The sequence below is a fragment of the Gammaproteobacteria bacterium genome, from assembly GCA_015709635.1.
GTDB lineage: Bacteria > Pseudomonadota > Gammaproteobacteria > Burkholderiales > Nitrosomonadaceae > Nitrosomonas.
The window spans coordinates 843,598-858,256 of record CP054180.1 but is presented as its reverse complement, the minus strand read 5'-3'; the positions used below and the strand labels follow the sequence as shown (position 1 = coordinate 858,256).

General features: G+C 51.7%; 15 protein-coding genes. 9 read left to right on the top strand and 6 right to left on the bottom strand.

Translation table 11 applies throughout. The features are described from left to right. The first annotated feature begins 48 nt into the window (after positions 1-48). The 4 genes from HRU78_03775 (at position 49) to erpA (ending at position 2,748) form a co-directional block, all read left to right on the top strand. Positions 49-1,077: an N-acetyl-gamma-glutamyl-phosphate reductase gene (locus tag HRU78_03775; GenBank protein ID QOJ24902.1), complete on the top strand. Its 1,029-nt coding sequence runs from the start codon at positions 49-51 to the stop codon at positions 1,075-1,077. Positions 1,078-1,140: 63 nt separating this feature from the next. Beyond that, the gene (locus tag HRU78_03770; GenBank protein ID QOJ22877.1) at positions 1,141-1,875 is read left to right on the top strand and encodes a hypothetical protein; all 735 of its coding nucleotides are present in this window, start codon (positions 1,141-1,143) and stop codon (positions 1,873-1,875) included. Between the two features lie 10 nt (positions 1,876-1,885). Beyond that, positions 1,886-2,344, top strand: a complete 459-nt coding sequence (locus HRU78_03765) for a polymer-forming cytoskeletal protein (protein ID QOJ22876.1) — start codon at positions 1,886-1,888, stop codon at positions 2,342-2,344. A gap of 59 nt (positions 2,345-2,403) precedes the next feature. After that, positions 2,404-2,748 carry an iron-sulfur cluster insertion protein ErpA gene (gene erpA / locus HRU78_03760; protein ID QOJ22875.1) on the top strand — a complete coding sequence of 115 codons (345 nt, stop codon included), beginning with the start codon at positions 2,404-2,406 and terminating at the stop codon, positions 2,746-2,748. A gap of 34 nt (positions 2,749-2,782) precedes the next feature. On the opposite strand, the gene HRU78_03755 is transcribed toward erpA, so the two are convergent. Both HRU78_03755 and HRU78_03750 read right to left on the bottom strand, forming a co-directional pair. Further along, positions 2,783-3,883, bottom strand: a complete 1,101-nt coding sequence (locus HRU78_03755; GenBank protein QOJ22874.1) for an anhydro-N-acetylmuramic acid kinase — start codon at positions 3,881-3,883, stop codon at positions 2,783-2,785. A gap of 95 nt (positions 3,884-3,978) precedes the next feature. Continuing rightward, complete coding sequence (locus tag HRU78_03750) at positions 3,979-5,316, bottom strand: peptidoglycan DD-metalloendopeptidase family protein (protein QOJ22873.1); 1,338 nt, start codon at positions 5,314-5,316, stop codon at positions 3,979-3,981. Between the two features lie 155 nt (positions 5,317-5,471). On the opposite strand from HRU78_03750, the gene HRU78_03745 reads away from it, so the two are divergent. From HRU78_03745 to HRU78_03730, 4 genes are all read left to right on the top strand, one after another. Continuing rightward, positions 5,472-6,674 (top strand): tyrosine--tRNA ligase, encoded by a 1,203-nt coding sequence (locus tag HRU78_03745; protein ID QOJ22872.1) that lies wholly within the window; start codon positions 5,472-5,474, stop codon positions 6,672-6,674. 273 nt (positions 6,675-6,947) lie between these two features. Then, complete coding sequence (locus HRU78_03740; GenBank protein ID QOJ22871.1) at positions 6,948-8,375, top strand: DEAD/DEAH box helicase; 1,428 nt, start codon at positions 6,948-6,950, stop codon at positions 8,373-8,375. Positions 8,376-8,498: 123 nt separating this feature from the next. Further along, positions 8,499-8,681, top strand: a complete 183-nt coding sequence (locus tag HRU78_03735; GenBank protein ID QOJ24901.1) for a type II toxin-antitoxin system HicA family toxin — start codon at positions 8,499-8,501, stop codon at positions 8,679-8,681. A gap of 11 nt (positions 8,682-8,692) precedes the next feature. After that, on the top strand, positions 8,693-9,097 hold the full coding sequence (locus HRU78_03730; protein ID QOJ22870.1) for a type II toxin-antitoxin system HicB family antitoxin: 405 nt from the start codon (positions 8,693-8,695) through the stop codon (positions 9,095-9,097). A 102-nt stretch (positions 9,098-9,199) separates the two neighbouring features. Here HRU78_03730 and HRU78_03725 read toward each other — a convergent pair whose 3' ends face one another. From HRU78_03725 to rfbA, 4 genes are read right to left on the bottom strand one after another with little or no spacing between them, the layout of a single operon-like run. Further along, the gene (locus HRU78_03725) at positions 9,200-9,973 is read right to left on the bottom strand and encodes a ceramidase domain-containing protein (protein QOJ22869.1); all 774 of its coding nucleotides are present in this window, start codon (positions 9,971-9,973) and stop codon (positions 9,200-9,202) included. A 35-nt stretch (positions 9,974-10,008) separates the two neighbouring features. After that, entirely contained in the window at positions 10,009-11,358 is a 1,350-nt protein-coding gene (radA, locus tag HRU78_03720; protein ID QOJ22868.1) for a DNA repair protein RadA, read from the bottom strand. 9 nt (positions 11,359-11,367) lie between these two features. Beyond that, a complete protein-coding gene (gene rfbC, locus HRU78_03715) occupies positions 11,368-11,916 on the bottom strand; it encodes a dTDP-4-dehydrorhamnose 3,5-epimerase (GenBank protein ID QOJ22867.1) in 549 nt (182 codons plus the stop codon). Positions 11,917-11,938: 22 nt separating this feature from the next. Further along, positions 11,939-12,832: a glucose-1-phosphate thymidylyltransferase RfbA gene (rfbA, locus tag HRU78_03710; GenBank protein ID QOJ24900.1), complete on the bottom strand. Its 894-nt coding sequence runs from the start codon at positions 12,830-12,832 to the stop codon at positions 11,939-11,941. Between the two features lie 153 nt (positions 12,833-12,985). Between rfbA and HRU78_03705 the strand changes: the two genes are divergently transcribed. Continuing rightward, positions 12,986-14,650 (top strand): ATP-binding cassette domain-containing protein, encoded by a 1,665-nt coding sequence (locus HRU78_03705; GenBank protein QOJ22866.1) that lies wholly within the window; start codon positions 12,986-12,988, stop codon positions 14,648-14,650. Positions 14,651-14,659 lie beyond the last annotated feature (9 nt).

Here is a 14,659-nt window from a genome sequence, read left to right as displayed (position 1 = left end):
TTGTCAGGTAATACATCTGAACCAACTGGAAATATTGCGGGAGTGACAATGATCAATATCGGCATTGTAGGTGGAACAGGCTACACAGGTGTGGAGTTATTGCGCTTACTGGTGCAGCATCCGAAAGTCAAAATCAAAGCAATCACCTCGCGCAGCGAAGCAGGCATGAGCGTTACGGAATTATTCACCAATCTGCGCGGACATATCGATCTCAAGTTCAGCGATCCGGCCGATGCCAAACTCACCAAGTGCGATCTGGTATTTTTCGCCACACCGAATGGCATTGCCATGCAGCAAGCGGAATCCTTGCTGAAAGCCGATGTTAAAGTGATCGATCTGGCTGCTGATTTTCGCATCAAGGATGTCGCGGAATGGGAAAAATGGTACGGCATGCAGCACGCCTGCCCTGATCTGGTAGCCGAAGCCGTGTACGGCTTACCGGAAATCAACCGTGCGCAAGTCAAGAACGCGCGCTTAATCGCCAATCCGGGGTGTTATCCGACGGCAGTGCAACTGGGTTTCCTGCCGCTGATAGAAGCCGGTGTCATCGATATCAAGCACCTGATCGCCGACGTCAAATCCGGCGTTTCCGGCGCAGGACGGAAAGCCGAAGTGCATACCCTGCACGCTGAAGCATCGGATAATTTCAAAGCCTATGGCGTCCCGGGACACCGGCATCTGCCCGAGATTAAACAAGGACTTGCCAATGTCGCCCAAAAACCGGTCGGCTTAACATTCGTTCCGCACCTGGTACCGATGATTCGCGGCATTCACGCGACACTATATGCCAAACTGACCAAGAAAGTTGATTTGCAAGCGCTGTACGAGAAGCGTTACCAAGACGAAGCATTCGTCGATGTGCTGCCTGCCGGTAAACATCCGGAAACCCGCTCCGTGCGCGGCTCCAATCTGTGCCGTATCGCCGTGCATCAGCCGCAAAACAGCGACACGGTGGTAATCCTCTCGGTCACCGACAATCTGGTCAAAGGCGCGGCGGGCCAGGCGATACAGAATATGAACATCATGTTCGGTTTGCCCGAAACCCTCGGCATCAATCAGATTCCGCTCCTGCCTTGAGAACGTGCCACACCCCGGCTGTCGGGCACGGCTAGATCAAATACCGGCCGGTAAGGTATCGCAGTGTTGAAGATTTTTCAGAAAAAACCTCAGATTCTGTCCCCGCGCGTTGTAGTCCGCCCGCACCGTTCGTGGCAATTTTATTTGCTCACCGCTGCTGCAGTCTGCTCCTTGCTGATGTTGCTCTCCTGGGGTATGTACGAAGCCGGCAGACAATCGGTAAACGGTCACAATGATACGATCGTGGAAAAATCAACGTATTTATTCGATCCAGGCAGTTGCCGGCAAACCAAAAAACAGCAATTGTGCACGCAGATCGGTGACCTGGCTCAGCAATTGCAAATCAGCACGACTGCCAGTCAGAATCTCGCCGAAGAAGTAAAGTCGCTGGCCAGCGAAAACGATCAGTTGAAAGAAAAGCTGGTATTTTTCCAGCATCTGGTTGCCAGCAACACAAAAAGCGGGATTTCCATTTACCAGTTCAACCTAAAAGAAACGGAAACAGCGGGAAAATACCGCTACGCGCTCACCCTCATTCAGAGCGGGGAAAGGCCGAGCGATTTCAAGGGAAGCCTAAGGTTTAAGGTAAAATTGACACAAAACGGTCATAGCAAGCTAGTGCCCCTTACCAGCAACAATTCCAAGCAAGACTTTCCGGTTAATTTCAAATTTTTCCATCGACTGGAAGAACATTTCCAAGTAGCACCGGATACCGCGATAGAAAGTATCCAAGTGCAAATTTATAAAAATGGCGATAAAAAACCCTTGGTAACTGAAACTGTCCAACCGGCATCATGAAGGAGAAAAAATGTTCGGTCGAAAAAAGAAAAACCAGCTCCACCACCATATCGATACGCTGATTGGTGCAAACACAACGATCACGGGTGATATTCATTTTACCGGCGGCTTACGGATCGACGGGCACATTACCGGCAATGTCATATCTGCAGACGACGAGCAAAGTACCTTGGTTCTGAGTAATGCAGGCAGTATCAAGGGTAAAATAAAGGCTGCCAATATCGTCATTAACGGCACCGTCACCGGCCCGATCGATGCACCGGGGTATTTGGAATTACAGGAAAAAGCCAAGGTCTATGGTGATGTACAGTACGGTTCGATCGAAATTCAACTCGGCGCTTCCGTTGATGGAAAAATGATCCACCAAAACAAACCGGAAGCCGAGCCTGCGCAGCAATCCGAGAAAATGATAACATTGCTGCCACCCTCGTCCGATCAACCGCACATCCCGACTGAACAGGATGCATGATACGATCAGCTTACCGGCTGCCGATCTGCAACACCGATTAACTATGATGAGAAACGACTATGAGTACTGAAAATCACGCTCCTCTTTCATTTACTGAAAATGCCGCTCTCAAAGTCAAACAACTGATTGAAGAAGAAGGCAACAATAATCTTAAGCTGCGCGTCTTTATCAGCGGTGGCGGTTGTTCCGGCTTTCAGTATGGTTTTACCTTCGACGAAACGATCAATGAGGATGACACCGTAATGGAAAAAAGCGGCGTCAAGCTGCTGGTCGATCCGATGAGTTTTCAGTATCTGATCGGCGCTGAAATCGACTATCAGGAAAACTTGCAAGGTGCCCAATTCGTCATCAAAAATCCTGGCGCTACCAGCACATGCGGTTGCGGTTCATCGTTTTCGGTATAAATTTTATCCCGGCATTTCTAGCCGGATTGCAAATTCAAGCGGGATAAATCGCGCCTAAAATTCTGCTCCCTTTGGCTCCGGTAACTTCCGCCAAGTTGCCCGTTTTACGCAACATCGTTTGCTGCGCCAGCCAGGCAAATGCGAATGCTTCCACCCAATCCGCCGCCACACCCAACTGATCGGTCAGTGTTACAGGCCTTCCAGGCAAGCTATCAATCAAGCGATGCCGCAGCAGCCCGTTATGCGCCCCGCCACCGCAGAGATAAACTTCTGCAGCAGACGGGCAATGCACTTGTATCGCCCGGGCAATGGCTGTAGCGGTGAATTGCAGCAGAGTCGCCTGAATATCCTGCGGCGCTTCGTCACCACAAATCTTTTTCTCCAGCCACTGGGTATTGAACAAATCCCGGCCAGTGCTTTTGGGCGGTTGGCGTGCAAAAAAATCGTCCGCCAACAAATCCTCCAGTAAAGCGGGAATTACCCGGCCGATAGCGGCCCACTGCCCGTCTTCGTCGTATGTTTTTCCGGTATGACGCAAGCACCATGCATCCATCAGCAGATTTCCCGGGCCGCAATCGAAACCGATGACCGGCCCGGCGGGATCAAGACTGGTGATGTTCGCGATGCCGCCGATATTGACGATGACTCTATGGTACGTTGCATGTTTAAAAACAGCAGCGTGGAATGCCGGAACCAGCGGGGCACCCTGCCCTCCCGCGGCGATATCGCGGCTTCTGAAATCCGCAACCGCGGTAATCCGTGTCAATTCCGTCAGCAAGGCCGCATTGATCAGTTGTATGGTGTAATGCTTCCCGGCTTCGGGGCAATGCCGGATCGTTTGACCGTGGCAGCCGATGGCCGCGATCAGCTGCGCCGGTATGCCGGCTTTTTCCAGCAAATCCATCGTCGCTTGCGCATAGAGCCGGGACAATCGATTGCCAAGTACCGCGGCACGATCCAATTCATTGTGACCGGGTTGATGCAGAGCTAATAACTGCTCGCGTAATTCGGCGTCATAAGGACAAAAATGAGTTTGCAGCAAAACTGGAGCAGCCTGAGCGGAATCGACCAGAACGGCATCCACCCCGTCCAGGCTTGTACCCGACATGATGCCGATAAAATAAGCAGATTCCAATGATTTCTTACGGTATTAGCAGTGTTTCGGCGCGATAACAAAGCCACCAAGGGTTCATAGCGATAAACCGCTTGGTGGCGACATTCAAAGCGGTGTTATTCCAATGCAGCGAGATGAATACTGCGCATGATATTCAGGCGCGCCACCAAGGCATGAGTTTCCTTCTGAAAGGTGTTCAAGTCGCGCTTTGCAATCGGCGGAGCGGACGGTAAAACCACTTTCGTCGGATCGCGCTGCACGCCATCCACGCGCAATTCGTAATGCAAGTGCGGACCGGTCGCCATACCCGTCGAACCGACATAACCGACCACATCGCCTTGATTCACACGCTTGCCTTTGCTCATTCCGCTGGCAAAGCGCGATAAATGACCGTATGCCGATTCGAATTTGCCGTTATGCTTCAGCACCACCAGATTACCGTATCCTTTTTGTGAACCCGAGAACGCGATGATGCCGTTTGCCGTGGCTCTAACCGGTGTACCGGTCGGAGCGGCATAATCGATACCTTTGTGAGCGCGCCATTCTTTAAGAATGGGATGAAAGCGCGCATGCGTAAAACCGGAGGTGATGCGCGAAAAAGCAAGCGGTGACAGCAGGAATGCTTTACGCAGACTTTCTCCTTCCGGGGTGTAGTAACCGTCCGCGCCATTGGTAGCTTTGAAATAAATCGCTTGATACGATTTTCCCTTATTGACAAACTCAGCCGCTAAAACACGGCCGGTTTTGGCGCGTTTGCCATTATCGTTTGCAAACGTTTCGTAAACTATAGTAAAACGATCGCCCTGGCGCAAATCACGGTAAAAATCGATTTCCGAAGCAAATATTTCGGTCAGTTGCATCGCGATACTATTGGGGATGCCTGCATTGTCGGTTGCCGCAAACAGCGAACTGGTGATCTCGCCGGATTTCATATGAATGCGCGTATCCAGCTCGACCGGCTGCTCGCTCATTCTGAATTCATCGTCTGTTTTTTCCATCAAAAACAGTTCTTCGTTGCCGAAGAAATAGCGCAGTGTCAGCAGCTCACCGTCGGCTGTGGTTTGCGCATATACGGTTTGCCCCGGTTTCAATTGACGCATCGCACGGCTACCGCGCGCAGCTTGCAGGAAATCCGTCGAATCCTGATCACTGACATCCAGGCGGTTTAGAATGGCGGCAATCGTATCGCCGCGACGGATACTTTCCTGGCGCCAGAAAGTCTGATTATTCTGAGTTTCAGCGGTAACTTCGGCGATAGGCAGATCCAAAACCACTTCTTCAACCTGAATTTCTTCAAAAACGGGAGAATTAGGGGCGATGCCGAATGCCGTGACGATACCGAATAAGGGAATGCTGGATAAAGTTACCAGCCAGCGAATTGATTTTTTTGTTAGTTTTGATGATGATTTTTGAGCTAGAATCCTTTGCTTACTGCTAAGAAGTGTATTTAGCATCTATGAAGTACCTCCAGTCATTTGTCTCATTTTTGCAAACAGGCGCGAGTCTAACATGAAAATAGTTAATTTGTACTAGAAAACAACCAATTTTGTACTAAAAAGTTATCACAAATTATAATAATTTTAATAAAAATCATTAATTTAGCATTATCGTGAAAAAATCAATATTATCTGATCTTGAAATTATAAAACGCGGCAGTCACGAACTATTGGTAGAAACAGAGCTGGAAAGTAAGCTCATTTCCGGAAATCCATTACGCGTTAAGGCGGGTTTCGACCCGACCGCACCGGACCTGCACCTGGGCCATACGGTTTTACTGAACAAATTACGTCAGCTGCAGGAGATGGGACATCACATCCTGTTCCTGATCGGCGATTTCACCGGCATGATCGGCGACCCCAGCGGGAAAAACAGCACCCGCCCGCCGTTGACGCGCGAACAAGTCGCGGAAAATGCCAAATCCTATACCACGCAAGTTTTCAAAATCCTCAAACCGGAACATACCGACGTTGTGTTCAATTCCACTTGGATGGATAAACTGAATGCCGCCGATCTGATCAAACTGGCCGCCACGCATACCGTTGCACGGATGCTCGAGCGCGACGATTTCGATAAACGCTACCGCAACAACCAAGCAATCGCTATTCATGAATTTCTTTATCCGCTCATTCAGGGTTACGATTCGGTGGCGCTGAAAGCCGATCTGGAGTTAGGCGGCACCGATCAAAAATTCAATTTGTTAATGGGCAGGGAATTGCAAAAACATTTCGGGCAATCGCAGCAATGTATTCTGACGATGCCGCTGCTGGAAGGATTGGACGGTGTCAACAAAATGTCCAAATCGCTGAATAATTACGTCGGCATCACGGAAAACCCGCGGGATATTTTCGGCAAATTGATGTCGGTATCCGATCAACTGATGTGGCGCTACCTCGAATTATTGTCTTTTGAATCGCTGCAAACGATCCGCCAATGGCGCGAAGAAGTGGAAGCAGGCCGCAATCCGCGCGATATCAAAGTCAAGCTCGCGCAAGAAATCGTCGCGCGTTTCCATAGCCAGAAAGATGCCGAGGAAGCGCTGGCGGATTTTGAAGCGCGTTTCCGGCACGGCGCGTTGCCCGATGACATGCCGGAAAAAATCATCCAAACAGCAGATAGCGAAGTAGCGCTGGTGCAATTATTAAAACAAACCGGATTAACGGCGAGTACCAGCGAAGCGCTACGCATGATCGAACAAGGCGCAGTTAAACTGGATGGCGAAAAAGTGGAAAACAAATCGACCCAAATCAAACGCGGCGAAACCATCGTCGTCCAAGTCGGCAAACGAAAATTCGCCAAAGTCATCATCCAGTAATCTCACGCTGGAAAATTATTTGCGGGTCGCAACAGAATCCAGTATACTGCTCTGCCAAAGTCGATCCAGATATTTTCACGAATTGATCGACTTTGTCTATTCTCATCGTTCCTGGCCTCTCTTCAATTTTTCAAGTTTTTTCCAGAAAAATGTGCGGCACCTTTGGTTAGCGGCGATGCTTTTTTAATTGCGCTGGCAGGGTTATACACCGCTACTTTTTTGGCAATTTTTTCTTGCCGCTGCGCACTATTTTCATTTTTTTAGGAAAACAACGTGTCTTTTGAAGATTTAAAACTCCACCCTTCTATTATCAAAGCCATTAGCGATGCGGGATACACCGTCCCAACCCCGATTCAGCAGCAAGCAATACCCGAATTGCTATCCGGTCACGACATCATGGCATCGGCACAAACCGGAACCGGTAAAACCGCTGCCTTCATGCTGCCCGCATTGCATCTACTGGCAACACCGTCACAAGCGCGCAGCCGCGGACCGCGCATTTTGGTATTGACGCCAACCCGCGAACTGGCATTGCAAGTTTCCGAAGCTGCCAAAAAGTACGGTAAATATCTGTCGCGCATCAATGTCGTCAGCATTCTCGGCGGCATGCCATACCCGTTGCAAAATAAACTGCTGTCGCAACCGGTTGATATCCTGGTGGCCACGCCCGGACGGCTGATCGATCATATTCAACGCGGCCGCATCGATTTCAGCCGCCTGCAAATGCTGGTTCTGGATGAAGCCGACCGCATGCTGGACATGGGTTTTATCGAAGACGTCGAAACCATCGCCGCCGCGACACCGGCCACACGCCAAACCTTGCTGTTTTCCGCCACACTGGACAATGCCGTCGACAAAGTCGCCGCGAAACTGCTGAAAACACCGCAGCGCATCCAAGTGGCTTCGGCAAAAACCAAGCTCGACAACATCGAGCAACGGCTGCATTACACCGATGACATGTCGCACAAAAACCGCCTGCTCGATCACGTGCTGCGCGATGAAAAACTGAAACAAGCGATTGTATTCACCGCCACCAAGCGAGATGCCGACACCTTGGCCGACAACTTGTTCGCGCAAGGCTTTGCCGCCGCGGCGTTGCACGGCGACATGAACCAGCGCGAACGCAACCGCACGCTGAAACGGCTCCGCAGCGGCGGCTTACGCGTATTGGTGGCAACCGACGTCGCTGCGCGCGGCATCGATGTCGCCGATATCACGCATGTCATTAACTTCGACCTGCCCAAATTCGCCGAAGATTACGTGCACCGCATCGGACGTACCGGCCGCGCGGGCGCAGCCGGCGTGGCCGTCTCATTTGCATCCGTGAAGGACAGCCTCCACCTGTCAAGAATTGAACGCTACACCGGCCAGCGCATCGCGTCGCATATCATCCCCGGCCTGGAACCGCGCATCAAACCGCGTTTCCAGAGTAATGGCCCGAGAAATGCACCCAGCGTGACACAAAAACGCAAACGCTCACCCTTTGCAGGGCACGACAATCGCCCCGGCTTTGGCGCAACTACCCAAGAACCCGGCAGAAGCCGCAACGGCCAGCGTGGCAGGTCTTTCGATGACGATCGTTCCAATGGACAAAACCGTTCATTCGGACAGAATCGCCCATTTGAAAACGGCAATCGTGGCAATGCTTTCCGCAATAATGGCGGCAATAAAACCGGCTACCAGTTTGCACGTACGAAATAATCACCCTTAAAGTCGCTTTGCTCTGCTACAGTGGAGCAAAGCGATTCATCAAATCACATTTTCTCAACGCCAATAGTCGTCCGTTAACATCACTTCTTATTCATAGTGTGTATACTACACATGATGAATAGCGCAGAGATCATCAAGCAGCTCGAAAAAGCAGGATGGGTTTTACGTAGCGTTAAAGGTTCGCATCACATCTATACACATCCTGAACGAAACGGCCATATCACTATTCCTCATCCGAAAAAAGATTTAGGTATAGGTCTTGTTAATAAATTATTGAAACAAGCAGGGTTGAAATAAAGGAGCAAAAAATGAGATTTCCTATTGCGATTGAACCGGGTAATGAAAAACATGCTTTCGGTGTCGTTGTTCCCGATCTGCCGGGTTGTTTTTCAGCCGGTGATACTTTGGACGAAGCCATCGATAACGCCAAGGAAGCCATCGAATTGTGGCTGGAAGAAACTATCGACAACGGAGGCGCCATACCCGGGCCGCATCCCATCGCTGAACATCAATCCAATCCTGAATACTCAGGCTGGATATGGGCGATTGTTACGATTGATCTATCGGAATTATCGGATAAAGTGGAAAGGGTCAATATCACACTCCCTGCCCGCGTATTGCGCCGCATCGATGCGGCGGCGAAAGCAGCGGGGGAATCACGTTCGGGATTTATTGCCCGCCGGACACTACAGGAGGATTTGCATTTGGGGTGATGGCTATGACGAAATCAGAATAATTGGAAATAACTCATGACCGAATTCGAAAAATTTCATCGCATTAAACGGAACTCCCGATAATACCTTTCTCGTCAATCATCACTTCACTGCCTCTCTTTTCCGCAATATCTGCACAATCCTATAAGCCGCATATGCGGCAATCAAGTGCTTGAGCGTATGGCCGCTGATCCAGCCGTCTGTCCAGGCAAAAATTTGCGCATCCAGCATTTCAAATACCTTTGCGACCGCGTATAGCGCGATGATCTGATAGATGCCGTTGCCATGCGTGTAACGGGACGGAAAGCGCAAGCTGATCCAAACGATTAGCAGGATCGGATAAAACTGCATGACGATATAAAAATTCAGGTTACCCGCACCTTGCTGTTCCGTCCAGTACCAATACAACACGCTTAGCGCAGCCAGTGCAACGAGTAGCGGTAATATCCCAAGCCCTGCGGCTCGGCTTACGCGCTCAACCAGCGTGGCCGATAACAGCGCGGTTATGGCGACGACGATAGGCAGGCGATCCCATAGCAAGTGGTCGATATCCGGTGTCCAGTGGTAGTAAATGGAACCGCAGGCGACGGAAGCGATACCTGAGAACAGCACCCAATAAGGCAAACTTTCCCTGCGATCTTGAAAAGTGGTTTGCGCAGGATCTTGATGCACGCACCATAGAAATATCAAACCGGCGGCGCCGCTGAACAGAAAAGCCAGATTGGAGGCCACATCATTGAAATTCGGAATGCCAAGAAAACTGCGCCGGTCGGCGAAATGATGGTAGCCGGCAGGCTGTGCAAACGGCGGCAGCAACAGGGCGGTTACGATGATCAGAATCGATATTCCCGTCAGTATCCAGATGTGCCGGTTCATGGGTTTATGCGCACGGAAATTTTCAACGGCGGCTACTAATGCATGGACGCCACCGCATCCCTGATCCGCGCCACCGGAATGATGTTCATACCGGCAATCGCTTGTTTGGGTTTATTCGCCAGCGGAATAATGGCCTGTTTAAAACCCAGTTTCGCGGCTTCTTTCAGCCGTTCCTGCCCGCGCTGCACCGGGCGGATTTCCCCGGCCAAGCCGACCTCACCGATGACGATCATTTTTTCTGCCAGTGGTTTGTTTTTCAGCGACGACACCACCGCCAGCAACACCGCCAGGTCGGCGCCGGGTTCGGTGATTTTGACACCGCCGACGGCATTGACGAATACATCCTGATCGTAACAAGGAATACCGGCATGGCGATGCAACACCGCCAGCAACATCGCCAGGCGGTTCTGCTCCAAGCCGACGCACAAGCGGCGCGGACTGGGCGAGCGCGCCTCGTCGACCAGCGCCTGAATTTCCACCAGCAGCGGACGCGTGCCTTCTTGCGTCACCATGACGCAAGAACCCGGCACTTGCGTGTCGTGGTGCGACAGGAACAATGCCGACGGGTTTTTGACCTCGCGCAAGCCTTTCTCGCCCATCGCGAACACGCCCAGCTCGTTGACCGCGCCGAAGCGGTTCTTAAACGCGCGGATCATGCGGAAACTGGAGTGCATGTCGCCCTCGAAATACAGCACGGTATCGACCATGTGCTCAAGCACGCGCGGACCGGCCAATGCGCCTTCCTTGGTGACATGGCCGACCAGAATGATGCAGGTGCCGCTCGACTTGGCCAGGCGCGTCAGTTGCGCCGCGCATTCGCGCACTTGCGCAACCGATCCCGGCGCGGATTGCAGCGCCTCGGAATAAATGGTTTGAATCGAGTCGATCACCGCGACCGACGGTTTGCGTTCCGCGAGTACCGCCTGGATTTTTTCCAGTTGAATCTCGGCGTACAGATCGACCGACCGCACATCCAGCGTCAGGCGCTTGGCGCGCAACGCGACTTGCTGCGCCGATTCCTCGCCGCTGACGTACAGCACGGCATGTTGCGCCGACATGTACGACAGCGCTTGCAGCAGTAGCGTCGATTTGCCGATACCCGGGTCGCCGCCCAGCAGCACTACACCGCCCTGTACCATCCCACCGCCGAGCACCCGGTCCAGCTCCTCGATACCGGTGGGATAACGTGGTTCTTCGCGCGCTTCGATGGTGCTCAAGTTTTGCACCTGGCCGATTTCAGAAACCGGGCTGAAGCGCGACACGGATTTTTCTGCGATGGTTTCGACCAGCGTATTCCAAGCTTGGCAATGCGGGCACTGACCTTGCCATTTCAAGGTTTGACCGCCGCACTCGGTACAGGAATAAACCGTTTTTTGCTTAGCCATTAAAAAATACTAATCATAGACTTCGGCGGCAGCGAACTTCGCTCCGCGCGCGTCTTTTTCGGACAGCACCGGTTCCCCGGTAACCGGCCACGCAATAGCGAGCGCGGGATCGTTCCACACGATGCAACGCTCAAACTCCGGCGCCCAGTAATCGGTGGTGTTATATAAAAACTCGGCAGAGGCAGACAGCACCAGGAAACCATGCGCAAATCCTGGCGGAATCCAGAGTTGTTTTTTATTTTCAGCACTGAGCACTTCCCCCACCCATTGCCCGAAAGTCGGAGACGCGCGGCGCAGATCCACCGCCACATCGAAAACCTCCCCTGCCACCACACGCACCAGTTTTCCCTGCGCTTGCCGGATCTGGTAATGCAGGCCGCGCAACACATTGCGCACGGACCGGGAATGATTGCTTTGCACGAAGGTTACTTTCTTGCCAACCGCGGCATCGAATTCACGCTGATTAAAACTTTCAAAAAAGAAACCGCGCTCATCGCCAAAAACACGCGGCTCCAGCAACAAAACATCGGGAATGGCGAGCGGCGTAGACTTTAGCATGGCATGTTCATTCGCATATTGATCAAAATTCGCGTTTCAGCACTTGCAGCAAATACTGGCCATAACCATTCTTGGCCAGCGGCAGCGCCAATTGCTCGAGTTGCGCCGCATCGATCCAGCCTTGGCGCAGCGCAATTTCCTCCGGACAGGCGATTTTCAGCCCCTGCCGGTGCTCGATGGTGGCGACGAATTGACCCGCATCCAGCAGCGATTCGTGCGTACCGGTATCCAGCCAGGCATAGCCGCGCCCCATAATTTCCACGCTCAGCGCATCGTGTTCCAGATAAATGCGGTTCAAATCGGTGATTTCCAGTTCGTTGCGCGCCGACGGCCTCAGGCTTTTGGCGTAATCCACTACATGTGCATCGTAAAAATACAAACCCGTCACGGCGTAATGCGATTTCGGCTGCTCAGGTTTCTCTTCCAGATTCACGACCTTGCCATCGGCAGCGAATTCAACCACGCCGTAGCGCTCCGGATCGTGCACGTGGTAGGCGAAAACGCTGGCACCTTGCGTACGCTGCATGGCACTCAGCAGCAAATGATGAAAATCATGTCCGTAAAAAATATTGTCGCCCAGCACCAGCGCCGAATTATCGTTGCCGATGAACGATTCGCCGATCAGAAAAGCCTGCGCCAAACCGTCCGGCGACGGTTGCTCGGCATACGAAATATTCAAGCCCCACTGGTTTCCATCGCGCAGTAATTCCTGAAAATTGCCCGCATCGCGCGGCGTCGAAATCACCAGAATGTCCCGGATCCCGGCCAGCATCAGCGTACTGAGCGGGTAGTAGATCATCGGTTTGTCGAATACCGGCAGCAACTGCTTCGATACCGTCTGGGTCACCGGATAAAGCCGCGTTCCGGAACCGCCGGCCAGCACAATGCCTTTTCTTTGCGGCAGCGTGGGTTGCATATAGAGAGAATGAATCGTTTTCATCCGAGCCAATTCACTGAATCACTGAAAAATAGCGATTGTACTATATCCGCTTCACGATCCAGATAATTGCGCGTCGATCTGATCACGCAACCAATGATTCCGCGGCCGGTTCATGTAAAATCACGCACTATGATCGAGTTGCAACATTACCATCGCTTAGTCAGAAAACTGGCGTCTCACTGGAAATTACTTTTGCTGGCGTTAGGTGCCATGCTGATCATGGCGGCAACGCTGGCGTTATTGCCCATACTCGTCAAACACATGCTGGATGGCGCATTTATCCGGCAAAACCTGTCACTGATACAAACCACATCATTGACAATGATTGCTGTATTGATCGTGCGCGCACTGGCCAGCTATGCGAGCCGCTATGCTGCCGGTAAAGCTAGCGGAAAACTAGGCATCGATTTGCGCATGGCATTCTTTGACAAGCTGCTGACACTACCCGTCGATTGTTATGCACATTTCAATCAAGATCGCATCGGCGCACTGATAACCCATATCGACACGATCGCGCAGACCACAACCGGTCATTTCGCGCGCTTAACACAAGATTGCCTGACGGTCATAGCATTGGTCCTATGCACGCTATATCTCAATCAGGAATTCGCCATCCTGCTCCTGCTGGTGACACCGCTCATTGTCCTGATTCATCAGATGACACAGAGCCGTTGCAATAAACCCGGACAGAAAGGCGTACCGATAACAAACAATCTGATTGAACATCTGGCGCAATCGGTCGCGCATTACAGAAAAATCCGGCTGGATGGCGGGCAGAATCAGGAAAGCCAGCGCCTGAATAAAATTTCCGAATCGATTTTCCAGGCGGAAATGCAGCAAGTACAAACGCAAGCCATCACGACTTATGCCGGTCAGATCATCATTGTGATGATTATGATCGCCGTTGCTTACGTGCTTGCGTTACAAGCGATTAACGGCACGCTGAGTCTGCCGGAAATTGCGGCACTGATCACCATTGTTTTATTACTCATCCTCCCCATGCAACGCACCGCCAGCTTGCCCAGGCATTTACAGCACAATCATAAAGCGCTGGATGATTTTTTTGCATTTCTTGATCTGCAATCCGAACAAGATACAGGCACCCTTAGCCTCTCGAATGTCAGCGGCAGGTTAATATTCGATCAGGTGTATTTTGCCAGCGGCATGCCAGCCAAACCTGTTCTCAATCGCCTGCATTTCACCGTACGACCGGGAGAAGCCGTTGCAATTACCGGTTACAGCGCGGAAGAGAAAAATGCGCTGCTTGATCTGATACTGCGCTTGCGGCAGCCCACCGGCGGAAAAATTACACTGGATGACCATCCGCTGCCGGATATCCGGTTAAGTCAATTGCATGCCAATATCGCCTTGGTATCCTCGGATACCTTTTTGCTCGACGACAAAATTGCCGGCAATATTGCTTATGGCGCGATGCGCTGCAGCGACGAAGCCAAAATCACCTCGGCGGCCCAAACATCGCGCGCAATCGGATTTATCCGGCGCATGCCCGACGGCTTGCAAACAAAAATCGGCCCGGCAGGCACCGCAATCAGCAAAAAGCAAGCGCAACAGCTCGCAATTGCGCGTGCGCTGGTCAAGAACCCACCGGTACTCATTCTGGATGAATTATTTTCCCCGCCACAACCGGATGACGGAAACCTGCTCACAGCCTTAGAAGAGTTGATGCAGAACCGCACCACACTGATTTTCAACCAATCCGTTCCACAATTGCAAAGAATCGATCGGATCTTTGTCATGGAAAATGGCTGTATGACGGAAAACTTAAAAGGATAAAGCTGCTTT